This is a genomic window from Comamonas testosteroni (genome assembly GCF_030505195.1).
GTDB lineage: Bacteria > Pseudomonadota > Gammaproteobacteria > Burkholderiales > Burkholderiaceae_C > Comamonas > Comamonas testosteroni_G.
The window spans coordinates 3212866-3234834 of record NZ_CP129672.1; the positions used below are offsets into that span (position 1 = coordinate 3212866).

Consider the following 21969-nt stretch of genomic DNA (forward strand, 5'->3'; position numbering starts at 1 on the left):
TGCTGCCGCAAGGCGAATCACGAAGAGGCGGATCAGAGGGCGCGCGTGCCGCAAAGGGCTGCTTGCTTGCCGACGTCGCAGTACTTTGCGAAATAAAAAGAACGGTCGTTCTAATTTGGCGGATTTTTGGCTACACTGGCCTCGATTACTAAAGCCCAGGAGACCTTTCATGTCTGATCTGAACGCCCGGTTTGAAGAGACCGTCAAGAATTCCACCTCGCTCGGCGAGCGTCCCGACAACGCCACCTTGCTTAAGATCTATGCCTTGTACAAGCAAGCGACCGAGGGTGACAACGAAGCCAAGAAGCCCAGCTTCACCGACATGGTGGCCCGTGCCAAGTGGGATGCGTGGGCCAAGCTGGAAGGCACGACGCCGGATGAGGCCAAGCAGCAGTACATCGATCTCATCGAGTCGCTGCGCTGATCTGCGCCAGCCCTGATTGTCGACAAGGCTCCGGGACCCGGAGCCTTGTCGTTTCAATTCAGACCACATCACACTGCGCCAAAGACGGGGGCTGGAAACTGGCGCACCCCGAAGCCAGGGGCACCGAGGAAGCGCTACCCCGCCCCGAAGGTGTCGTCCCCCTAGGGGGACGCGGCAGGGCTGCTCAGGGGGTCAGTACTTGTTCGAGAAATTGGCGCTGATGCGCTGACGCAAATATTCCGCCCCTGTGATGGGCGGATATTTTTTGGCCGGCCCTTCGATCACCGTGTCCTCATTGGCCTGGCAGAAGAAGGCCAGGCTGTAGCGGGCTCCCTGGTACTCATGGGGCTGCGGGTTGCGCACGCGGTGGAAGTTGCTGGGCAGTTGATCGTCGCTCCAGCGCATCAGCATGTCGCCGATATTGCAGGTGATGACACCATCCACGGGCTTCACGGGTGTCCATTGCTGGGCCTCGGCCTCCTTGCCGGGCAGCACCTGCAGCCCGCCCTGGCCAGCGCGCTGGAACAACAGCGTCAGGCAGTCGAAGTCCGTATGTGCGCCTGCGCGCCACAGGCCGATTTCGTCCTTGAGTGCCGGGTCCACGGCAAAGTAATGCAGCATGCGCAGGGTGCTCTGGTAGCTGGGCACGGCGGGGTCATGTGCGCGGATGAAGAACTCCTCATCAAAGCCCAGCTTGTAGGCGAAGCAGGACAGCAACTGCATGCCTACCTGCCAGCATTGATGCTCAAAGGCCAGCGTGGCCTGCTTGAAGCCGGGCAGCTCCTGCTCGCTGGGCCACAGGCCCTGCATGCGCGGGCGTGTGACCTGATAGGACTCTTTCTGGTCGGGGGTGCGCGTGGAAGGGCGAATCTGCGCCTTGTGCTCCCAGCCTGCATTGCGCGATAGCGGCCATTGCGCCTTGGTTTCGGGCGGCAAGCCAAATAGCTGTTCGGCCCTGCCGAACGCGGCGTCGATATCGGCCTGGGCAATATCGTGGCCGGAAACCTGGAAGAAGCCGATTTCCATCGAAGCGCTCCAGATCTGCTCGGCAATCTCCTGCTTGCGCTTCTCGAAGTCGCTGATGTCTATGACGCGAACTTCGCGCGCCGAGGTTTCTGCGCCTTGCCCGCCCATGCGGGCTTCCTTGTCCAGTTCGCCAAGGCTGTAAGAGTGGCTGGTCATAGTCTGCATAAGAATTTCTCTTGCGATGACTTCAGACACCGACGTTGCCAGTGAGACTTTGGGCTGCGGGCATCTGAAGTGTGGATACCAGGCGCGGCCGGCTGCCGCACCCACTTCAAGAGCAATGACCCGCGAAGCTGCTGACCGGGGGAAGGTCAGAGCGCCGTGCTGAACGCTTCTACTCTTGATTTGAGTGCAGCAAACAGCGTGCCAGCCATTGAGCAGGGCGCCGGCACCCTTGGTTTTGGTGCATGGCTTCAATCTGGTGCATTGCTGTGCATGAATCCATGCATCCATCTCTTTTGCATGCACTTTGTTGATACCAGGCAAGGGGCAACCCAAAGCAGGCACGCCAATTGCTAGAAGGTTGAACGAGTAGAAGCGTTCAGCCTGCATCCGCGTGCAGTGCCCGGAAATTGCTCAAGTCCTGTCAGCAGCGGCTGCTGCTGGCGTTCCTGTCGCCAGAGACCTGAGAGTTCCACCATGCTACGACGCCATTTCCTTGCTGCTCTGCCTCTTTGCGGTGCACCCTGGGTCCATGCCCAGGGCAAGTCGCTGACTCCACTGAAATTCACGCTGGATTTCCGCGTCAACGGCCAGACGGCGCCGTTCTTTCTGGCCCAGCAAAACGGCTACTACCGCGATGAGGGGCTGGATGTGAGTCTGGACGTAGGGTCGGGCTCGGTGGCTTCGATTACTCGTATCGCCAGCGGTGCCTACCAGCTCGGACTGGGCGATATCAGCTCGCTGATCGAGTTCAATGCGCAGAACGCCGGCACACCTCGCGTGCAGGCCGTCTACCAGTACTACAACCGCGCGCCCTTTGTGATCATCGGGCGCAAGGACAGAGACATCACCTCGGATTTCGCCAGTCTCAAGGGTAAGAAGGTGGCCGCAGCGGCAGTGGAGTCCACGCGCCGTGCCTGGCCCATGGTTGCGCGGCGCAAGAATCTGCCCGCCGATCTGTTTGCCTGGTCCACGACGGAGTTTTCGGCACGCGACAACGTCATAGTGCGTGGCGATGTGGATGCCGCCACCTATTTCCATGATTCGGCGGTATCACTGTTTGCGCGCCTCAAGCCCGAGGAGCTTTCCATACTGCGCTACAGCGATGCAGGCGTTCATCTGTATGGCAATGCGATCCTGGCGTCCAGCCAGCTGATCGCCGAGAAGCCGCAGGTTGTGGCCGCTTTCCTGCGCGCCACCAACCGTGCGATTGTGGAATGTCTTGCCAACCCGGCCGCAGGCATTGCCGCCGTGCGCCGGCGCGAGCCGATTCTCGATGAGAAGCTGGAGCTGGAGCGCTGGTCCATCACCGCACAGTACGTGGCCGCAGCAGACACGAAAAGCCATGGACTGGGCGACTTCAGCAAGCGTTTGCTGGAGCAGCAACTGGACAGTGTGGTGCAGACCTTTGCGCTCAAGACCACGCCATCTGCCGATGCGCTGTTCAACAGCAGCATGCTGCCCGCCAGGTCGGCGCGCATGCTCAAGGCCTGAGGAGGGTTGGCCCATGTCCTTACCTCAAGCCCATGCCTTGAATGACACCGATGGCCGCTACTTGCGCGAAGCCATTGCGCTAGCGGATACGGCGCGCGAGCGCGGCAACCGGCCGTTTGGTGCACTGATCGTGGCTGCCGACGGGCGCGTTCTGGCCGAGGCCAGCAATGCCAACGGCGAGAGCGGTGATTGCACGGCCCATGCCGAGCTGTCCGCCATCCGCCTGGCCAGTCCCTTGCATTCACGCGATGAACTGGCGGGCGCCACGCTGTACTCGTCTGCCGAGCCTTGCGTCATGTGTGCCGGCGCGATCTTCTGGTCCGCCATCGGCCGAGTGGTCTATGGCATCGATGCCGAGCGGCTGCGCGTGTTCCGTGGCGAGCGGCTCGACCAGAAGGATGCAGAGCTGTCCTGTCGCGATGTGTTTCAGGCCGCTTCGCACGCCATCGAATGCATAGGGCCGGCCTTGATCGAAGAGGCCAGCAGCTCGCACCAGGGCGCCTGGAAGGTCTGAGCGCCGACATGAATCCAACCACAACTCGTTGACATAGAGAGAGGGAATCCACCATGCAAACCAAGCGCCTGTTCCTGCAATCCGTTCTGGCCCTGGGCAGCTTTGCCAGCGCCACGGCTGCCTTTGCCGCCACGCCCATCAAATTCCAGCTCGATTGGCGTTTCGAAGGGCCTGCGGCGCTGTTTCTGCAGCCTGTCGCCAAGGGCTACTTCCAGGCCGCAGGGCTGAATGTGACGGTGGACGCCGGTAGCGGCTCCGGCGGCGCCATCCAGCGCGTGGCGTCGGGCTCCTACGACATGGGCTTTGCCGATCTGGCCGCGCTCATGGAGTTTCATGCCAACAATCCCGAAGTCAAGGACAAGCCCGTGGCCGTGATGATGGTCTACAACAACACGCCGGCCTCGGTCATGGCGCTCAAGAAGAGCGCCATCGCCAAGCCTGCGGACCTGACGGGCAAGAAGCTGGGAGCGCCGGTCTTTGATGCAGGCCGACGCGGCTTTCCGCTGTTTGCCAAGGCCAACAAGGTTGGCGATGTGCAATGGACCACCATGGACCCGCCGCTGCGCGAGACCATGCTGGTGCGCGGCGATATCGATGCCATCACGGGCTTTACCTTTACTTCGCTGCTGAACCTGGAGGCGCGTGGCGTGAAGGCGGCCGATGTGACGGTCATGCCGTTTGCCGACAACGGCGTCAAGCTCTATGGCAACGCCATCATCGCCAGCGCCAAGCTGGTGCGTGAGAACCCGGAAGCCGTGCGTGCCTTCCTCAAGGCCTTCAGCAAGGGTGCCAAGGAAGTCATGGCCAACCCCGGTGCTGCCATTGCCCATGTGAAGGAGCGCGACGGCATCGTCAACACCGCTCTGGAAAGCCGCCGTTTGCAGCTGGCGATCGACACGGTGATCAACACCGCCGATGCGCGCGGCGAAGGCTTTGGTCAGGTCAGCCCCACACGCATGGCGCTGATGGCTTCCCAGATCTCGGATGTCTATGCGACCAAGACACGCGTGAATCCCGAGACGCTCTGGAACGGCCGCCTCCTGCCGCCCGTAGCGGATCTCGACGTTTTTCCCAAGAAGTAATTGCCCATTGATTTATAGCTGGATGCGATTGTGTGACAAACGCTACAGCCTGCTTTTATGAAGTCATCAGATACAGAAGCTGTCCGGCCATTTGTCGAATTCAAAGACGTCTGGCTGGCCTATAACGAAGAGCTGCTGCAGGCCAACCACTTTGCGGTGGAGGCCATCGACCTCACGGTGCAGCGCGGCGAGTTCATCGCCATCGTCGGTCCGTCGGGCTGTGGCAAGTCCACTTTCATGAAGCTCACCACGGGCCTGAAGATGCCGTCCATGGGGCGCATCACGGTCGATGGCCAGCGTGTGACAGGGCCGCTCAAGATCTCGGGCATGGCTTTCCAGTCCTCCTCGTTGCTGCCCTGGCGCACCACGCTGGACAATGTGCTGCTGCCGCTGGAGATCGTGGAGCCGCACCGTTCGCAGTTCAAGCAAAAGCGCAAGGAATACGAGGCGCGTGCCATTGAGCTGCTGGGCAAGGTCGGACTCGCCGGTTATGAGCGCAAATTCCCCTGGCAGCTATCCGGCGGCATGCAGCAGCGCGCCAGCATCTGCCGCGCCCTGATTCACGAGCCGCAGATGCTGCTTCTTGACGAGCCCTTTGGCGCGCTCGATGCCTTCACCCGAGAAGAGCTGTGGTGCATCTTGCGCGACCTTCAGGCCGAGCAGAAGTTCAATGTGATCTTGGTCACCCATGATCTGCGCGAGAGCGTGTTCCTGGCCGATACCGTATATGTGATGAGCAAAAGTCCGGGCCGCTTCGTGGTGCGCCGCGACATCGATCTGCCGCGCCCGCGTGATCTGGAGGTTACCTACACACCCGAGTTCTCGGACATCGTCTACGAGCTGCGCGGCCATATCGGCGCCCTGCGGAAAAGCGGCTCCGACACCACTGCTGCCATTCCTCAATAAGGCGCACCATGAAACATCAAAAAACCGCTGAGCGCTGGGCTCCCTGGCTGCTGTTGCTGCTGATCGTCCTGCTCTGGCAGATCATCTGTTCAGGTCTCGGCGTTTCGGAATTCATCTTTCCCAGCCCCTGGGCCATAGGCCATCAGCTCTATGAGTTCGCGGGCACGATTGCCATGCATGCCTGGCGCACCTACTGGGTGACGATGGCAGGCTTTGCCCTGGCGATCGTGGTGGGCGTGCTGCTGGGGTTTCTGATCGGCTCCTCGCGTCTTGCCTATGCGGCGTTCTACCCGCTGATGACGGCGTTCAACGCCCTGCCCAAGGCAGCATTCGTGCCGATTCTGGTGGTCTGGTTCGGCATCGGCGCAGGCCCGGCAATTCTCACGGCCTTTCTGATCAGCTTTTTCCCCATCATGGTCAATATCGCCACGGGTCTGGCCACGCTGGAGCCCGAACTGGAGGATGTGCTGCGCGTGCTGGGGGCCAAGCGCTGGGACGTGCTGATCAAGGTCGGCCTACCGCGCTCCCTGCCGTATTTCTACGGCTCGCTCAAGGTCGCGATCACGCTGGCCTTCGTCGGCACCACGGTCAGCGAGATGACGGCTGCCAACGAGGGTATCGGCTATCTGCTGGTCTCCGCTGGATCTTCTATGCAGATGGGTCTGGCTTTTGCGGGGCTGATCGTGGTCGGGGCCATGGCCATGGTGATGTACGAGCTGTTCAATTTGCTGGAAAAGCACACCACGGGCTGGGCGCGTCGCGGCTCTCAGGGCGAGTGATGCACTGTTTCTGAGCGCTGTCAACGCCGCATCTGAAAACGCAAAAGGCCAGCCGGATCATTGATCCGGCTGGCCTTTTTGTGCTTTGCAGTCAATGCCTAGCCGGCCTTGCGGCAGCTGGAAAATGCATCCAGCGGCTGTTTGTAGGTCGGCGAGGTGACATCCATCAGACCCATGACCGTATGGAACAGGTTGTCATGCGAGAGCGGCTGATCCAGTGTCTTGCTCAGGCAGCCCTGATTCAAGCCGGTGCGAGCACCTAGGGTTCCCAGCCAGGCAATCATGGGCACATGCTTTTGATCATCGGGTGCCATGGCATAGGGCATGCCGTGCAGATAGACACCGAGCTCGCCCAGCGACTCGCCGTGGTCGGACATGTAGAACATGCCGGTTTCGAACTGGCTTTGCTGGGTCTTGAGCCAGTCTATGGTCTGGGCCAGGAAATGGTCGGTATAGCGAATGGAGTTGTCGTAGACATTGACCACGCTTTGCTGCGAGCAGCTGGACAGGGCATTGGTGGCGCACTCGGGCGTGAAGGCCTTGAGGTCTGGGGTGGAGCGCTTGAAGTACTCGGGGCCATGACTGCCCATCTGGTGCATGACCAGCACCAGACCCTTGGCGCGGCGTGCGGGGTCCAGCTTGGCGATGCGCTCGTCCAGGCCGCTGAGCAGCAGAGCATCCAGGCATTCGCCATCCTGGGTGCACAACGCCTTGCCAGCAGGCGTGTTCACGCTGTCGGCGGTGTCGGCCATGGGGATGCGCTTGCACACGCCTTTGCAGCCGGCCTGGTTGTCCACCCAGAGCACGGCCAGTCCGGCAGCCTGCAGCACGTCGAGAAGGTTGTCGTGCTCGACCTTGGAGGCGTAAAAGCCTTCACGGCCCAGGTTGGAGAACATGCAGGGCACCGATTCGCGGGTGCTGGTACCGCAGGAGTGGGCGTTGCGCCAGCTCAGCACATCACGCTTGGCCAACTCGGGGTTGGTATCGCGTTCATAACCGTTGAGGCTGAAGTTCTTTGAGCGTGCCGTCTCGCCAACCACCAGAACCAGCAGCGGTGGTTTCTGGGCTGCGGCATAGCTTGCACCCAGAGCTGCGCCACCCGTGATACTGACAAAGGGCCTGGGTTTGTTGAGTATGGGGTCCAGCGCCACCGAAGCTGCCGAGAGCACGGGGTTGATGGGGTTGATCATGTAGCGCAGCCAAAGATTGTTGCGCACCACGGGGGCCAGATCGCGGTACGAAACGGCCAGCGATGCGGCTATCAGGGCGATGCCGCCCAGCAGCAGCAAGGCGGTGCGCAGCATATTGCGCCAGACGCTGTTGGCGCGTTTGAGCGGGGTTTTCCACAGCCAGATGGCTGGCAGTATGGCGATGATCAACACCTCGGCCAGCAGCTTGATGTTGAACAAGTCCGAGCTTTCGCGCGCATCGGTCTGCAGGATGTTGTGAACCATGCCCTTGTCCATCACGGTGCCGTAGCTGACCATGAAGTACTGGGAACTGGCCGCCACCAGCAGCAGCGCAACCCAGAACGGCTTGGTAAAGCGCGGCCAGGCAAACAAAGAGGTCAGCAGAAGGCTGGCACCCAGCACCAGCGGCACAACCCGCAGGGCAAGCAGGGCCAGGCTGCCGTGATAGCCGTCCAGGGACGGCAGGCGCAGCCACAGGGCCCAGTTGGCCGTCAGTGTCAGCCAGATGGCCAGGGCCAGAGCGATGAACTGAGGCGTGCGAGGTTGAAAAAGCCCCTTTAAAAATGGGGCAGAAACGGAGTCTTGGGTAGCCACGGTAGACGGCAAAAAATAGGTATCGGAGGAGTCTGGCGGGACTTTCTTAAAAACCGCTGAAGTCTCCTGCATGGTTAACCATTGTAAAAATTTGTTTATGTCAATTTGAAATATTTATTGACACTGAGTCGCTGTTTTTGCCGCTTCTCCCCATTGGGCGCATAGCCGTAGCTTGCGTTCTTCAGCGGGCAGGGCCGCCAGGTCGCCCATCTGCGCATAGAAGCTGCGCCAGGTTTCTCGCGTGGGCGGGCTATCGCCGCGCAGCCGCAGCCACCAGCTAGTCATGGCGGGAACCCAGTCGTCATAGGCGGCCAGGGCGCCGAAACTGGCGTTATTGGCCTGGGCCACCCATTCATCGGTCTGGGTCAGGCGCCGGTAATACTGCTCGCGCAGGGCGATGCTGGTCAGCAGGGGCTCGTCAATGGCAATCCATTGCGTTCTGAGCTGCGTATAAGTAGCGCGGAATTCGTCAAATACTTTGCTTTTGATGGCTTCCAGCGCTTTGGCATCAAAGGGTTCAGTATTTTTCTGTTCATAAATCTGTTGCAGGCGCTGTCGGGTCTTGCGCGTCAGCTGCTGCCATAGCTCGCGCCGCTGCAGGCCCTGCTGCCAGCGTTGTTGTGTGGTTGCGCTGGCATGGCTGTGCAGCCACAAAGGTGTGGCCATGCGCTCCACCGTGGAGGCAAAGGATTCGTTGAAGGCCGTGTCGTTCTTCACATACAGCAGCTGGTGGGCCAGTTCGTGGAACAGCAGGCCGGCAAAGTCGCCCTCCTGCCAGGAGGTGAAGGTGCTGAGCAAGGGGTCGCCGCCCAGCCAGTTCAGATAGCCCAGCGTAGAGTAGGCCGGCACGCCATAGATGCTGGTTTCCAACCCCTGGGACTGAAGCGTTAGCGCCTGCGCCTGTGCGTCGCTCTTGCTGAAGTAGCCTCGGTAGGCAATGCAGCCGGTGATGGGGAAGCACCATTGGTGCATCTCCAGGCTGTAGGCTGGGGCTGCCACCACGTTCCAGACCGCAAACGGACGTTGCAGTTGGGCGTAGCGGGTGTAGCTGGCGTTGTCGGGCAAAGCCAGCTCCCGGCTGGCGAAGCGGCGCATCTGTTGCGCGGTCTGCAGGCGCTGACGCAGTGCTGCGGAGGTGCTGTCTTCGGCGATCCATTCATCAATAGGCCGTGCGGCCTGAAGAATCTGCATCTGTCCCTTGAAACCTTGCCAGTAATAGCCGGCGCTGCTGCAGCCCGTCAGGCCTGCAATTGCAGCACTAATTCCCAGCAAAGCCCTCAGGCTGACTACACTCATCCTTTTTCTCATTGCGCTTGTCCGCCTGTCTGGTTTCGCTTCATGGATTTTCTAACGCTCGTCATCATTGTCGCCACCGTGCTCTACGTGCTCAAGAAGCAGGAGCAGCGTCAGCACACCCAGCTTCTGGCCCAGCATCTGGCACGCTTTCAGATCGAGAAGCTCATGGCCAATTTGATGGAGGGATATTTGCGTGTCATCGGCGAGAAGGATGCGCACAGGCGTGAACAGATCTGGCCCGTGTTGGCCAATACCGAGAGCAGTCTGGTGAGCCAGTTTCAGCGTTTCGCGGATGAATTCGCCACCTTGCCGGCCGAGCAGACGCGTGCAAGCACCCTGCCGCTGGCGCTGCCCTATATGACCCGGGTGTTGCCTTCGGCCACCATGGATGTGCGCGAGACCATGAAGCTTCATGCCCAGGCGCTGGCGGCTGCCCGTGTGGGGGATGCGGCCGACGAGGAAGAGCGCAAGCGCCGAGCCTTCACCATGACGGCCGAACTGATGCTGATGCAACACACCTGCCACTGGTTCTGCCGCAGCCGCACCGTTGCCTCCATGCGCCTGCTGGCGCGTCACAAGACGGCTTATGAGCAAGTGTTGCAGTCGATAGCCCCCGGCACTCTCAAAGCCTATGCAAAGCTGGTGAAGGCCAGCAGCTGAGGTCTTTTCGGGCCCAGGGCAGTTTGGGGTTTGGAGAAGTTTCCCGTCTTGACCCTGCCATAGTCGATGTGAACAATGGTTTTCATGAAAAACCTGTTGAGCACATTGGAGCCGCTGCTAGCAAGACTTCCTGTGACGGCATCGGTAGAACTTCCATCGGGCGAGCGCATCGGGTCTGAGCGCAGTGCGGTTCAACTCATTTTCCGCTCCCCCAAGGCCCTGGCTGCGCTGCTGGACGGCCAGATCGGCTCGATCGGCTCGGCCATCGTCGAAGGCTGGGTGGAGGTCAAGGGCAGCTCCCGCGACATCATGGCTGCTGCTGCCGGACTGCTGCGCGGCGATCCGGTCAGCCATGCACCCTCGTGGTTGGGGCAGACGGTTTCCAAGGCCAGGTCGCTGGCCATGCACACGCTGACGCGTGATGCCGAGCAGATTCAGTTTCATTACGATCTTTCCGATGACTTCTACGCGCTGTGGCTGGATCCGCGCCGCGTCTATTCCTGTGCGTACTACAAGGAGCAGAACATGACTCTGGCCCAGGCACAGGAGGCCAAGCTCGATCACATCTGCAAAAAGCTCAAGCTCCAGCCTGGTGAGCGCTTCTGGGACATCGGCTCCGGCTGGGGCGGATTGATCTTCTGGGCGGCCGAGCATTACGGTGTTCAGGCCCATGGCATCACTCTGTCGCGCAACCAGTTCGAGCATGTGCAGCGCCTGATCGCCGAGAAGGGTTTGCAGGGCAAGGTTCAGGTCGAGCTGCGTGATTACCGGCAAATGGGTGATGTGGAGCCGTTCGACAAGATCGGCTCGGTCGGCATGTTCGAGCACGTTGGCAGCGCCAATCTGCAGGAATACTTCGAAACCATTTATTCCATGCTCAGGCCTGGCGGTCTTGCATTGGTCCATGGCATCACGGCGGGCGGCGTCAGCAATGTGGAGCTGGGCGCCGGCATGGGTGAGTTTATAAACCGTTACATCTTTCCCGGGGGCGAGCTCATGCATGTCAGCCGCGTGCTGCATGACCTGGCTGCCAGCGGGTTGGAGATGGTGGACACCGAGAACCTGCGCCCGCACTATGCACGCACGCTCTGGGCCTGGTCGGATACGCTGGAGAGCCGGCTGGGCGAGGCCCAGGCCATTTTGCAGGCCCAGTATGACGAGGAAAAAGCCGCCAAGGCGCTGCGTGCCTACCGCCTCTATCTAGCAGGATCGGGCATGGGCTTCGAGCATGGCTGGATTGCGCTGCATCAGATGCTTTGCTGCAAACCCGATGGCGATCTGCACAGCGGCGCGATGACCGGTGCACAGAGCGGCTATCCTTTTAACCGCGAATACATCTACCGTTGAAGGAACCGCTCCATGCCCTACAAATTCAAATCGCGTGCCACGGCAGACCTCATCATGCTGGACGCCAATGGCCGCAAGCTGCTGGAAATCATCGGCAAGTCGCCCGACGAGGTACACGGCATCATCACCGTGGAGCAGATTCCGGCAGCCATTGCCGCTCTGGAGGCGGCTGCCGCCGAGGAGGCAGTCAGGCGCAAGCAGCTGGAAGACGACGCACAGGAAGAGGATGCAGCGCCTGCCAGCCAGGACAGCGTGGCCCTGGGCCAACGCATCGTGCCTTTTGTCGACATGCTCAGGCGCAGTGCTGCCGATGGCAAGGAAGTGACCTGGTAAGTCCAGTCGCCTCTTGGCCGCCCCAACAAAAAAGCCTGCTAATGCAGGCTTTTTTGTTTCGACGAGCGCGTGCCCTATCAGTCGGCGTAGATGCCGGCGGCTTTGATGACCTTGCCCCACTTGGCGATTTCAGACTCCACAAACTTTTTGTGGCCGGCAGGGTTGGTACGGTCGTCCGTGGCAATCACGGCTCCCAGGGCTTCCTGGCGCTTGATGAACTCGGGGTCCTTGAGCGAAGCCTTCATGGCTTCGTTGATCTTTTGCACCACATCGGCAGGCGTGCCCTTGGGGGCGTACAGGCCGTGCCAGATGGTCACGTTGAAGTCCTTCAGACCCAGGGACTGCAGCGTGGGCAGGTCCTTGAGTGCAGGCGTGGACAGCGGCTTGGCAGTGGTCACGGCATAGGCCTGAACCTTCTTGGCGGCAATCTGCGAAGTGGTGTTGGTGGTCTGGTCGCACAGCAGGTCCACCTGGTTGCCCATCAGGTCGGCAATCGCAGGAGCTGCACCCTTGTAGGGCACGGGCGTCATGTCCTGCTGCAGCGAGGCCTGGAACATCAGGCCGCACAGGTGCGAGGCCGAGCCCACTCCGGCGTTGGCCAGATTCACCTTGCCCTGGTTCTTGCTGACCCAGTCCTTGACTTCGGCGAAGTTCTTGGCGGGCAGGGTGGGGCGGCCGATCAGCGTCATGGGCACATCGTTGATGATGCCGGCGTACTCGAAGTCGTTGAGCACGTTGAAGGACAGCTTGCGGTACAGCGTCGGGATGGTGGACATGCCGATATGCGTCAGCAGCAGCGTGTAGCCGTCATTGCGTGCGCGTGCAGCCTTGGCCGTGCCAATTGTGCTGCCGGCACCGTCTGCGTTGTCGATGACGATGGTGGCGTTGTTCAGTTGCTTGCGCATGGATTCGGCCAGGTCGCGTGCCACTTTGTCGGTGGGGCCGCCTGCCGTGAAAGGCACAATGATCGTGATCGTCTTGCCAGCGGCAGGGTAGCTGTCAGCATGGCTGCTGATGGCAGCGGTGGCTGCCAGAGCAATGGTGGCGATCTTGAAAATAGTTTTCACAGTGTCTCCCTAAAAATAATGTGCAAGCAGACCAGGACGGTTCGCTTTTCGTGACGTAAAGCCGGATTCTAGGTAGCGCTAATCTGTGGGGTTTTTGTTATTTTCTAAGTGTTATCCCTTGATGGAGCGGGCGATCACATTGCATTTGCGCCAAAGCAAAACGATTGCCTGTAGCGTATTGGCGACACATGTGCAGGAACTTGGTCAAGCTCAAGTCCCCGTACAAAACCTTGAAGCCGCAGAGCCAGCCGAATGCCGGCAGCTCTTCAGATCTTCACTGGTAGGAGCGCGCGTCCTCGATCACCTTGCCGTCGTTGGGCAGGCTGCCGGGGGCTACCATCTGCACCTCGCCGCGCAGCTTGGTAACTTCGCGCAAGGCGTCGATCACCTGCAGGGCAAAGCCCGGCGCGGTTTCCGTGGTTTCCACCAGCAACTGCATCTGGTCGTTGGCCATCTCACCCGTCACCACCAGCCTGGCCTTGGCGATCTGCGGAAAGCGCTTGACGACCTCGGCCACCTGTTTGGCATGCACGAACATGCCGCGGACCTTGGTGGTCTGGTCGGCGCGGCCCATCCAGCCCTTGATGCGGGCATTGGTACGGCCCGTGGGGCAGATTCCCGGAAGGTAGGCCGAGAGGTCACCCGTGCCAAAGCGGATCAGCGGATAGTCGGGGTTGAGCGTGGTGATGACCAGCTCGCCCACCTCGCCCTCGGCCACAGGGTCGCCGGTTCCGGGGCGCACGATCTCCACGATCACGCCCTCGTCCAGCACCAGGCCTTCCCGGGCGCTGGTCTCATAGGCGATCAGGCCCAGATCGGCCGTGCCATAGCTTTGGTAGGCGTCTATGCCATGCTCGCGCATCCATTGGCTGAGCGAGGGAGGGAAGGCCTCGCCGCTGACCATGGCCTTGGTCAGGCTGGGCAGCTTCACTCCCATCTCCTGGGCCTTTTCCACAATGATTTTCAGAAAACTGGGCGTACCCACATAGGCTGCAGGCCGAAGATCGGCCATGGCCTGCACCTGCTGCTCGGTCTGGCCCGTGCCGCCGGCAAACACCGTGCAGCCCAGGGCCTGGGCACCGGTTTCCATCATCGATCCGGCGGGCACGAAGTGATAGCTGAAGCAGTTGTGCACCAGCTCGCCAGCCTTGAAGCCTGCGGCGCACATGGAGCGGGCCATGCGCCAGTAGTCGGGGCGGCGGCTTTCGGGCTCGTAGATGGGGCCGGGGCTGGCAAACAGCCTGGGCATGTCGTGGCCAAGGCCAATGGCATTGAATCCGCCAAAAATCTGCTGCGGACGCTGCGCGGCCTGGCGCTCCAGCAGCTCGCTCTTGCGCGTGACTGGCAGCTGGGCCAGCGCGGTGCGGCTGGTGATACGGGACGCATCCACACCTTTGAGAATTTCGGCAAAAGCGCTGGAGCGCTGCTGTGCATGGGCAATCTGCAGCGGCAGGCTGGTCATGCAGTCGGCTTCGCGCTGCTCGGGGCTGCGGGTTTCCAGGGCATCGTAGAAATCACTCATGGCAAATCCTGTAGAGAAAATCTGCAAGCAAAACTGAAGTCAATGGGCGCAAGCTAAAAACTGGCGCGCACCAAGGCAGAGACAGCGAGCAAGCGCCGCCGCGCAGCGAGGCTGTCGTCCCCTTCGGGGGAAGGCGCGAAGCGCCTCAGGGGGCAGCCATCAAGCCAACCAGCGTTTTCTGCGCTTGTAGCTCTTCACGTCCTTGAAGCTCTTGCGCTCGCCGCCGCCCACGCCCAGATAGAACTCCTTGACGTCCTCGTTGCTGGCCAGGTCCTTGGCTGAGCCGTCCATGACGATGCGCCCGCTTTCCATGATGTAGCCGTAGTCGGCATATTTGAGCGCCATGTTGGTGTTCTGTTCGGCCAGCAGGAAGGTGACTTTTTCCTTGCTGTTGAGGTCTTTGACGATGTGAAAGACCTCGTCCACGATCTGCGGAGCCAGACCCATCGAGGGCTCGTCGAGCAACACCATACGCGGGTTGCTCATCAGCGCGCGGCCGATGGCGCACATCTGCTGCTCGCCGCCCGAGGTGTAGGCTGCCTGGCTGGTGCGCCGGGTCTTGAGGCGCGGGAAGTAGTTGTAGACCTTCTCGAGATTGGCTGCAATCTCGCCCTTGTCCGTGCGTGTGTAGCTGCCGGTGAGCAGATTTTCTTCGATCGTCAGGTGGGCGAAGCAGTGGCGTCCTTCCATGACCTGGACCACTCCGCGCTTGACAAGTTCGGCGGGCGAGAGGTTGGCGATCTGCTCGCCCTCCAACGTGATGCCGCCCTTGGTGACTTCGCCGCGCTCGCCCTTGAGCAGATTGGAGATGGCGCGCAGCGTGGTGGTCTTGCCCGCGCCATTGCCGCCCAGCAGGGCCACGATGCTCTGGTGGGGGACTTGCAGCGAGACGCCCTTGAGCACCAGGATCACATGGTTGTAGATGACCTCGATGCCATTGACTTCCACCAGCGGTGCTGTCTGGGCGGAACTGGAAACTGTGTGCGCGATATCGGTCATGCGGTCACCTGGTAACTCAAAATAGATAGCTGTCTGCACTTTATGGGCAAGCGCTTGAAGCTGATTTTTGTAAATCCGGTTGCGATGAGGCGAGCCTTGGTCAGAGACATCAGGCAAGGACCTGTGCTGGCCTCGCCGCAGCGAGGATGTCGCCCCCTCAGGCGCTAGGCGCCAGTGAGGGGGAAGGCGCGAAGCGCCTCAGGGGGTGCAGGTTCTTACCTTGACGTTCTTTTCCTTGGCGTACTTTTCCGCGAATTCCTTGTAGAGCGGATCGACCATGGACTTGTCGGCCTGGTACCAGTCGGAAGTCACCTTGAACTTGCCGCCGTCCCAGGTGGCGATACGGGCCCAGTCGGCGCCCAGGTGGTTTTCGCAGCTGGTCTTGAAGGGGCGGATGATCTTGCCGAAGCCCAGCTCGTTCAGGCGTTCCTGCGTCATGTTCAGGTTCTCCAGGCCCCAGCGCACCTGTTCGGGTGTCATGACCTTGCCCTTGCCGAACTTTTCCTGAGCGGTACGGATGGCCTCGACCTGCAGCATGGAGATCACCACGCCGCGAGTATGTGCCAGCTGGCCCAGTTCCTTGGCGTCCTTGGCCGTGCCCTGGCCCTTGTCGTAGAGCATGGACTTGATGTCGCCATGCACCTTGTCGCTCTCTGCCGTGTTGTGGATGGTCACCGTGTTGTAGCCCTTGGCACCGGCACCGATGTCCTTGACGTCATGGTCGGAGCCGCCCCACCACACGGCATACATCTTCTCGCGTGGGTAGCCTGTGGCCTGTGCCTCACGCACGGCCGTAGGAGTCATCACGCCGGCCGACCACAGCAGCACATAGTCGGGGCGGTTCTGGCGGATCTGCAGCCAGGTGGACTTTTGCTCCACGCCGGGGGCGGTCACGGGCAGCTTGATCAGCTCGAAACCTTCCTTGGCGGCGCGCTTTTCCAGCAGCGGAATGGGTTCCTTGCCGTAAGGCGAGTCGTGATAGACGAGGGCAATCTTCTTGCCCTTGAGGCTGCCCTTTTCCTTCTTCAGGATGTCCTGGACGATGGAGTCGGCGGCTGTCCAGTAGTTGCCCAGCAGCGGGAAGTTCCACTCGAAAACCTTGCCATCCACGGACTGGGACAGGCCATAGCCCGGGGTGACCACCGGCACCTTGTCGCCAGGAGCCTTGTCGGTCACGGCAAAGGTGATGCCGGTGGACTGGGTGTCAAAGCCGGAGGCGCCGCCGTCCTTGTTCTTCAGACGCTCGTAGCATTCCACGCCCTTGGCCGTGTCATAGGCGGTTTCGCATTCCTCGAATTTGATCTTCACGCCGTTGATGCCACCCTTGGCATTGACCAGCTTGAGGTAATCTTGCTTGCCGTCTGCCCATGGAATACCCAGAGGCGCGAACTGGCCCGTGCGATACACCAGCAGAGGCACGAACTGCTCCTGGGCCTGAGCCGCAGGTGAGGCCATCAAGGCTCCCATGCCTGCAGCAACAGCAGCGGCAGCAATCGCAACTTTCTTGAACATCATCGACTGTCTCCTTGGGTTGTATGGGACGCTGTCCCGGTGGCAGGCACTCTGCGGTGTCTTGTCAATAAATCAGCTATCTCTCAATCAAGCACTCAGCACTTCAGGGGCACCTAGCAAGAGTCGCCTCGAGGCGAAGGTGCCGTCCCCTTGGGGGAAGCCGCGTCAGCGGCACAGGGGGAGCCATCAATGCGGGAATGGCCAGACACGCAGCTTCTGACGGGCCGTGGCCCACAGCTTGGCCAATCCGTGGGGTTCCACAATCAGGAAGAACACGATGAGCGCACCAAAAATCATGTGCTCGAGATAGGTGGCCGTGGCCGTGGACAGCGGCAGGTCCAGCCAGTGGGGTACCTGGTTGAGCAGCAGCGGCAGCAGCACGAAGAAGGCGGCGCCGAAGATGCTGCCCACGACAGAGCCCAGGCCGCCGATGATGATCATGAACAGCAACTGCAGCGAACGATCGAGGCTGAAAGCCGCAGGTTCCCAGGCACCCAGGTGGACAAAGCCCCAGAGCGCGCCGGCCACGCCGACGATGAAGCTGCTCACGGCAAAGGCCGAGAGCTTGGCGTAGGTGGGGCGGATGCCGATCACTGCTGCCGCCACGTCCATGTCGCGCATGGCCATCCATTCGCGGCCGACCGAGCTGCGCACCAGATTCTTGGCGGCCAGTGCGAGCAGACACAGGATTGCCAGGCAGAGCAGGTATTTCTCCATGGGCGTGTCGATGGCCCAGCCCAGGATGGCCAGCGGCTTGGCGCTGACGGAGCCGGAAGAGGAGTTGTTTGTCACCCAGGCCGCGCGGGTCGCCAGCCAGTCCACAAAGAACTGGGCAGCCAGCGTGGCCACGGCCAGATACAGGCCGCGGATGCGCAGGCTGGGCAGGCCGAACACCACGCCGAACACCATGGCCACCACGCCGCCGCCGATCAGCGCCACCAGCAAGGGCATGCCTTCAATGCGGGCCTGAAGGTTGTAGGCCGCATAGGCACCCACGGCCATGAAGGCGGCGGTACCCAGCGAAATCTGGCCGCAGTAGCCGACGAGGATGTTGAGCCCCAGCGCTGCCAGCGACATGATGACAAAGGGAATCAGAATCGCCTGAAAGGTGTAGTCGCTGGCAATGAAGGGAATGGCCAGGAAGGCAAAGGCCAGCACCAACAGGATGACCCAGCGGTCCTGCGCGACGCCGAAGATCTGCTGGTCTGCTGCGTAGCTGGTCTTGAACTGGCCGTTTTCACGATAAAACATATTCTTGTTCTCCCCGTTCAGACGCGGTCAATGATTTTGTCGCCGAACAGACCTTGGGGCCGTACCAGCAGGAAGCAAAGGGCCAGACCATAGGCAAACCAGGTCTCGATGCCGCCGCCCACCATGGGGCCGATGTAGACCTCGGAGAGCTTTTCGCCCACGCCGATGATCAGGCCGCCGATGATGGCGCCGGGCAGCGAGGTCAGGCCGCCCAGAATCACCACGGGCAAAGCCTTCAGGGCCACCAGCGACAGCGAATACTGAACGCCCAGCTTGCTGCCCCAGATGATGCCGACGACCAAAGCCACGCCCCCGGCCACCGACCAGACAATGACCCAGATGCGCGACAGCGGAATGCCGATGGACTGCGCGGCCTGGTGATCGTCGGCGACCGCACGCAGGGCGCGCCCGGTCTTGGTTTTCTGAAAGAAGATGCTCAGGCAGATCACCAGGATGGCGGCGATGCAGGCCGCATACAGGTCTTCCAGGCTGATCATCACGCCGCCCTGAAAAAGGCTGTCCATGATGAAGACGGGGTCCTTGGGCATGCCGACGTCAATCTTGTAGACCTCGCTGCCAAAGACCATGGGGCCGAGGCCGTCGAGCAGATAGGCAATGCCCAGCGTGGCCATCAGCAAGGTGATGGGCTCCTGATTGACCAGATGGCGCAGGGCCAGCCGCTCTATCACCCAGGCCACGACCACCATCAGCGCCAGAGTGACGACGATGGCCAGCAGGTTGCCGACGATGCCGGGCTCCATGCCCAGCCAGCCGGGAATCCACTGCGAAAAGCGCGCCATGGCCAGGGCCGAAAACAGCACCATGGCACCTTGCGCAAAGTTGAAGACGCCCGAGGCCTTGAAGATCAGCACAAAGCCGATGGCGATCAGTGCGTACAGCGTGCCCACCATGAGGCCGCCGAACAATGTCTCTAAGAAAAATCCCATGACTGCTCCTTCAGTGGCCTGCGCCCAGGTAGGCGCGGATCACGTCTTCGTTGTTGCGTACTTCATCGGGAGCGCCGTCGCCGATCTTCTTGCCGTAGTCCAGCACCACGACACGGTCGCTGATGTCCATGACTACGCCCATATCGTGCTCGATGAGCACTATGGTGGTGCCGAACTCTTCGTTCACATCGAGGATGAAGCGGCACATGTCCTGCTTTTCTTCCACGTTCATGCCGGCCATGGGCTCGTCCAGCAGCAGCACCTGCGGCTCCATGGCCAGGGCCCGTCCCAGGTCCACGCGCTTTTGCAGGCCGTAGGGAAGCTGGCCCACGGGAGTCTTGCGATAGGCCTGGATTTCGAGAAAGTCGATGATGTGCTCGACGAACTCGCGGTGCTGCATTTCCTCGCGCTGCGCAGGGCCGATGCGCAGTGCCTGCATGAGGATGTTGCTCCTGATCTTGAGGTTGCGGCCGGTCATGATGTTGTCGATCACGCTCATGCCCTTGAACAGCGCCAGGTTCTGGAAGGTGCGTGCGACACCCATCTCGGCCACCTGGCGGCTGTTCATATGACTGAAGGTCTGGCCGCGAAAGGTGATGGAGCCTTCGGACGGTGTATAGACGCCGTTGATGCAGTTGAGCATGGAGCTCTTGCCGGCACCGTTGGGGCCGATGATGGAGCGGATTTCGTGCTCTTTGACATTGAACGAGATATCGGTCAAGGCCTTGACGCCGCCGAAACGCAGACTGATGTTCTTGATGTCCAGGATCACGTCGCCGCTGGTTCTTGTATTCATGAAAATTCCTCTCAGGCGGCAGCCTTGGCCGAAGCCGGGTGGAGCTTGGCTTCAACGATGGTCAGCGTGGCGCTGACGCTGCCTGTGCGGCCGTCCTCGAACTTCACCAGGGTCTCGATGAACTGCTGCTGCTTGCCGGTGTAGAGTGCCTCCACCAGCACGCCGTACTTGTCGGCGATGAAGTTGCGGCGCACCTTGCGGGTGCGTGTCAGCTCGTCGTCATCGGGGTCCAGCTCCTTGTGCAGCACCAGAAAGCGCGCCACCTGGGTGTCGGCCATGCCGGGCTCGCAGGCCAGATCGGCATTGACCTTGTCTATGCAGTCGGCCACCAGCTCCAGCACCTTAGCCTTGCTGGCCAGGTCCACATAGCCACCGTACGGAAGGCCCTGGCGCTCGGCCCAGTTGCCCACGGCTTCGTAGTCAATGTTGATGAAGGCGCAGACCTCGTCCTTGCCATGACCGAAGCACACGGCTTCCTTGATATGCGGGAAGAACTTGAGCTTGTTTTCTATGTAGTTGGGCGCGAACATGGCGCCGCGGCTGGTCTTGCCCACATCTTTGGCGCGATCGATGATGCGCAACTGGCCGTTGGCGTCGATTACCCCGGCATCGCCAGTATGGAAATAGCCGCTGGCATCAATCACCTCGGCCGTGGCGTCGGGGCGCTTGTAGTACTCCTTGAGCACGGACACGCCCTTGACCAGCACCTCGCCGTTGTCGGCGATCTTGAGTTCGATGCCCGGTGCGGCCTGGCCCACGCTGGAGAGTTCCACCTGGCGGTCGCGCTGCAGGCAGACATAGGCACAGGTTTCGGTTTGACCGTAGAGCTGCTTGAGGTTGATGCCGATGGAGCGGAAGAAGCGAAACAGCTCGGGGCCGATGGCAGCGCCTGCCGTATAGGCCACGCGGATGCGCGACAGGCCCAGTGCATTGCGCAGCGGCCCGTAGATGAACAAGCTGCCCAGCTGGTATTTGAGGCGATCCACGGCACCGACGTTCTTGCCGTCCAGAATGTCAGAGCCGACGCGACGTGCCACCTCCATGGCCTTGGCATACATCCATTGCTTGAGCGGCGACGCATCTTCCATGCGGATGGAAACCGAGGTCAGCATGCCCTCGAATATGCGCGGCGGAGCAAAGTAGTAGCTGGGGCCGATCTCGCGCAGGTCGATGGCGATGGTCGAGGCAGATTCCGGGCAGTTGATGGTGAAGCCTGCCACCAGCCATTGCGCAAACGAGAACAGATGGTCTCCCACCCAGGCCGGGGGCAGGTAGCAGATCACATTGTCCGTCGCATTCAGGCTGTCGGTCTGGACGCCGCCGCGGGCAGATTCGCCAAAGCTGGCATGGGTCTGGCACACCCCCTTGGGCTTGCCCGTGGTACCCGAGGTGTAGAGGATGACCGAGACATCATCGGGCGAGATGGCCTGGACCATGGCCTCATAGGCTCCCGGGTGCTGTGCATCCCATTCCTTGCCCTTGGCCAGCAGCTCCTCGGTGCTGATGAGGCCGGGTTGATCATATTTGCGCAGGCCGCGCGGATCGTCATAGATGATGTGACGAATGCCGGGAACGCTTTCGCGAACCTCCAGCAGCTTGTCCACCTGTTCCTGGTTCTCTGCGAAGGCAAACGCGATCTCCGCGTCCTCCATCACAAAGCGCATCTCGGCGGCCACAGCATCCTGGTACAGCGGAATGGGCACTGCGCCACAGGCCTGAACGGCCAGAAAGCCCATGTAGACATGGGGCCGGTTATCGCTGATGAACGCCAGGTTCTTGCCACTTTGAAGCCCCAGCGCGCGCAGGCCGCAGGCCATGTGGCGTACGGTTTGTGCGGCTTCGCGCCAGCTCCAAGTTTGCCAGATGCCATACTCTTTCTCGCGCAGTGCGGGCGCATCGGGGCGTTCTGTCGCGTGCTTGAGCAGCAGTTGCGGGAACGTGGTTGTCATGCCTGATCCTCTTGGTTGGGGTTGGAGCCGCCGCGGCTACCCTTCACGAAAGTCTTGCAGACATGCTATGAGCGACTTTGACGTCAGGATGTCTGTTTGACGACAATTTGAGGGAAAGC

At 61.0% G+C, this 21969-nt stretch carries 20 protein-coding genes; 9 read left to right on the forward strand and 11 right to left on the reverse strand.

What is annotated here, in order from left to right:
• Positions 1 to 169 precede the first annotated feature (169 nt).
• Complete coding sequence (locus tag QYQ99_RS14800) at positions 170 to 424, forward strand: acyl-CoA-binding protein (RefSeq protein WP_003050754.1); 255 nt, start codon at positions 170 to 172, stop codon at positions 422 to 424.
• A 192-nt stretch (positions 425 to 616) separates the two neighbouring features.
• On the opposite strand, the gene QYQ99_RS14805 is transcribed toward QYQ99_RS14800, so the two are convergent.
• Complete coding sequence (locus QYQ99_RS14805) at positions 617 to 1615, reverse strand: isopenicillin N synthase family dioxygenase (protein WP_302088866.1); 999 nt, start codon at positions 1613 to 1615, stop codon at positions 617 to 619.
• A gap of 474 nt (positions 1616 to 2089) precedes the next feature.
• Here QYQ99_RS14805 and QYQ99_RS14810 point away from each other — a divergent pair, with 474 nt between their 5' ends.
• Genes QYQ99_RS14810 through QYQ99_RS14830 form a run of 5 tightly spaced genes read left to right on the forward strand, consistent with a single transcriptional unit; the run spans position 2090 to position 6387 of the window.
• Positions 2090 to 3106, forward strand: a complete 1017-nt coding sequence (locus QYQ99_RS14810; RefSeq protein WP_302088867.1) for an ABC transporter substrate-binding protein — start codon at positions 2090 to 2092, stop codon at positions 3104 to 3106.
• A gap of 13 nt (positions 3107 to 3119) precedes the next feature.
• Entirely contained in the window at positions 3120 to 3620 is a 501-nt protein-coding gene (locus QYQ99_RS14815) for a nucleoside deaminase (RefSeq protein ID WP_302088868.1), read from the forward strand.
• Positions 3621 to 3673: 53 nt separating this feature from the next.
• Complete coding sequence (locus QYQ99_RS14820; protein WP_302088869.1) at positions 3674 to 4702, forward strand: ABC transporter substrate-binding protein; 1029 nt, start codon at positions 3674 to 3676, stop codon at positions 4700 to 4702.
• Between the two features lie 57 nt (positions 4703 to 4759).
• Complete coding sequence (locus QYQ99_RS14825; protein ID WP_302088870.1) at positions 4760 to 5608, forward strand: ABC transporter ATP-binding protein; 849 nt, start codon at positions 4760 to 4762, stop codon at positions 5606 to 5608.
• An 8-nt stretch (positions 5609 to 5616) separates the two neighbouring features.
• Positions 5617 to 6387 carry an ABC transporter permease gene (locus tag QYQ99_RS14830; protein WP_003068629.1) on the forward strand — a complete coding sequence of 257 codons (771 nt, stop codon included), beginning with the start codon at positions 5617 to 5619 and terminating at the stop codon, positions 6385 to 6387.
• A gap of 98 nt (positions 6388 to 6485) precedes the next feature.
• On the opposite strand, the gene QYQ99_RS14835 is transcribed toward QYQ99_RS14830, so the two are convergent.
• Positions 6486 to 8183: a phosphoethanolamine transferase gene (locus QYQ99_RS14835; protein WP_302093184.1), complete on the reverse strand. Its 1698-nt coding sequence runs from the start codon at positions 8181 to 8183 to the stop codon at positions 6486 to 6488.
• Positions 8184 to 8285: 102 nt separating this feature from the next.
• On the reverse strand, positions 8286 to 9467 hold the full coding sequence (locus tag QYQ99_RS14840) for an aminopeptidase (RefSeq protein ID WP_302088871.1): 1182 nt from the start codon (positions 9465 to 9467) through the stop codon (positions 8286 to 8288).
• A 42-nt stretch (positions 9468 to 9509) separates the two neighbouring features.
• On the opposite strand from QYQ99_RS14840, the gene QYQ99_RS14845 reads away from it, so the two are divergent.
• The 3 genes from QYQ99_RS14845 to QYQ99_RS14855 all read left to right on the forward strand — a co-directional run bounded on the left by QYQ99_RS14845 (position 9510) and on the right by QYQ99_RS14855 (position 11807).
• Complete coding sequence (locus tag QYQ99_RS14845) at positions 9510 to 10127, forward strand: hypothetical protein (RefSeq protein WP_302088872.1); 618 nt, start codon at positions 9510 to 9512, stop codon at positions 10125 to 10127.
• A gap of 75 nt (positions 10128 to 10202) precedes the next feature.
• Positions 10203 to 11474, forward strand: a complete 1272-nt coding sequence (locus QYQ99_RS14850; protein ID WP_302088873.1) for an SAM-dependent methyltransferase — start codon at positions 10203 to 10205, stop codon at positions 11472 to 11474.
• A 12-nt stretch (positions 11475 to 11486) separates the two neighbouring features.
• On the forward strand, positions 11487 to 11807 hold the full coding sequence (locus QYQ99_RS14855; RefSeq protein WP_302088874.1) for a DUF1840 domain-containing protein: 321 nt from the start codon (positions 11487 to 11489) through the stop codon (positions 11805 to 11807).
• A 77-nt stretch (positions 11808 to 11884) separates the two neighbouring features.
• Here QYQ99_RS14855 and QYQ99_RS14860 read toward each other — a convergent pair whose 3' ends face one another.
• From QYQ99_RS14860 to QYQ99_RS14895, 8 genes are all read right to left on the reverse strand, one after another.
• A complete protein-coding gene (locus tag QYQ99_RS14860) occupies positions 11885 to 12874 on the reverse strand; it encodes a tripartite tricarboxylate transporter substrate-binding protein (RefSeq protein ID WP_302088875.1) in 990 nt (329 codons plus the stop codon).
• 274 nt (positions 12875 to 13148) lie between these two features.
• Entirely contained in the window at positions 13149 to 14396 is a 1248-nt protein-coding gene (locus QYQ99_RS14865) for a phenylacetate--CoA ligase family protein (RefSeq protein ID WP_302088876.1), read from the reverse strand.
• Positions 14397 to 14555: 159 nt separating this feature from the next.
• The gene (locus QYQ99_RS14870; protein ID WP_302088877.1) at positions 14556 to 15395 is read right to left on the reverse strand and encodes an ABC transporter ATP-binding protein; all 840 of its coding nucleotides are present in this window, start codon (positions 15393 to 15395) and stop codon (positions 14556 to 14558) included.
• A 198-nt stretch (positions 15396 to 15593) separates the two neighbouring features.
• Positions 15594 to 16910 (reverse strand): ABC transporter substrate-binding protein, encoded by a 1317-nt coding sequence (locus QYQ99_RS14875; protein WP_302088878.1) that lies wholly within the window; start codon positions 16908 to 16910, stop codon positions 15594 to 15596.
• A 183-nt stretch (positions 16911 to 17093) separates the two neighbouring features.
• On the reverse strand, positions 17094 to 18158 hold the full coding sequence (locus QYQ99_RS14880; protein ID WP_302088879.1) for a branched-chain amino acid ABC transporter permease: 1065 nt from the start codon (positions 18156 to 18158) through the stop codon (positions 17094 to 17096).
• A 17-nt stretch (positions 18159 to 18175) separates the two neighbouring features.
• Entirely contained in the window at positions 18176 to 19105 is a 930-nt protein-coding gene (locus QYQ99_RS14885; protein WP_302088880.1) for a branched-chain amino acid ABC transporter permease, read from the reverse strand.
• A 10-nt stretch (positions 19106 to 19115) separates the two neighbouring features.
• The gene (locus QYQ99_RS14890; protein WP_003073630.1) at positions 19116 to 19901 is read right to left on the reverse strand and encodes an ABC transporter ATP-binding protein; all 786 of its coding nucleotides are present in this window, start codon (positions 19899 to 19901) and stop codon (positions 19116 to 19118) included.
• A gap of 11 nt (positions 19902 to 19912) precedes the next feature.
• Positions 19913 to 21850 (reverse strand): AMP-dependent synthetase/ligase, encoded by a 1938-nt coding sequence (locus QYQ99_RS14895; protein ID WP_302088881.1) that lies wholly within the window; start codon positions 21848 to 21850, stop codon positions 19913 to 19915.
• Between the last annotated feature and the right edge of the window lie 119 nt (positions 21851 to 21969).

Bases quoted from the DNA above. Each gene is read 5' to 3' on its own strand.
- QYQ99_RS14800 (WP_003050754.1), top strand. From the start codon at position 170: ATGTCTGATCTGAACGCCCGGTTTGAAGAGACCGTCAAGAATTCCACC.
- QYQ99_RS14805 (WP_302088866.1), bottom strand. From the start codon at position 1,615: ATGCAGACTATGACCAGCCACTCTTACAGCCTTGGCGAACTGGACAAG.
- QYQ99_RS14810 (WP_302088867.1), top strand. From the start codon at position 2,090: ATGCTACGACGCCATTTCCTTGCTGCTCTGCCTCTTTGCGGTGCACCC.
- QYQ99_RS14815 (WP_302088868.1), top strand. From the start codon at position 3,120: ATGTCCTTACCTCAAGCCCATGCCTTGAATGACACCGATGGCCGCTAC.
- QYQ99_RS14820 (WP_302088869.1), top strand. From the start codon at position 3,674: ATGCAAACCAAGCGCCTGTTCCTGCAATCCGTTCTGGCCCTGGGCAGC.
- QYQ99_RS14825 (WP_302088870.1), top strand. From the start codon at position 4,760: ATGAAGTCATCAGATACAGAAGCTGTCCGGCCATTTGTCGAATTCAAA.
- QYQ99_RS14830 (WP_003068629.1), top strand. From the start codon at position 5,617: ATGAAACATCAAAAAACCGCTGAGCGCTGGGCTCCCTGGCTGCTGTTG.
- QYQ99_RS14840 (WP_302088871.1), bottom strand. From the start codon at position 9,467: ATGAGTGTAGTCAGCCTGAGGGCTTTGCTGGGAATTAGTGCTGCAATT.
- QYQ99_RS14845 (WP_302088872.1), top strand. From the start codon at position 9,510: ATGGATTTTCTAACGCTCGTCATCATTGTCGCCACCGTGCTCTACGTG.
- QYQ99_RS14850 (WP_302088873.1), top strand. From the start codon at position 10,203: ATGGTTTTCATGAAAAACCTGTTGAGCACATTGGAGCCGCTGCTAGCA.
- QYQ99_RS14855 (WP_302088874.1), top strand. From the start codon at position 11,487: ATGCCCTACAAATTCAAATCGCGTGCCACGGCAGACCTCATCATGCTG.
- QYQ99_RS14865 (WP_302088876.1), bottom strand. From the start codon at position 14,396: ATGAGTGATTTCTACGATGCCCTGGAAACCCGCAGCCCCGAGCAGCGC.
- QYQ99_RS14870 (WP_302088877.1), bottom strand. From the start codon at position 15,395: ATGACCGATATCGCGCACACAGTTTCCAGTTCCGCCCAGACAGCACCG.
- QYQ99_RS14875 (WP_302088878.1), bottom strand. From the start codon at position 16,910: ATGATGTTCAAGAAAGTTGCGATTGCTGCCGCTGCTGTTGCTGCAGGC.
- QYQ99_RS14880 (WP_302088879.1), bottom strand. From the start codon at position 18,158: ATGTTTTATCGTGAAAACGGCCAGTTCAAGACCAGCTACGCAGCAGAC.
- QYQ99_RS14885 (WP_302088880.1), bottom strand. From the start codon at position 19,105: ATGGGATTTTTCTTAGAGACATTGTTCGGCGGCCTCATGGTGGGCACG.
- QYQ99_RS14890 (WP_003073630.1), bottom strand. From the start codon at position 19,901: ATGAATACAAGAACCAGCGGCGACGTGATCCTGGACATCAAGAACATC.
- QYQ99_RS14895 (WP_302088881.1), bottom strand. From the start codon at position 21,850: ATGACAACCACGTTCCCGCAACTGCTGCTCAAGCACGCGACAGAACGC.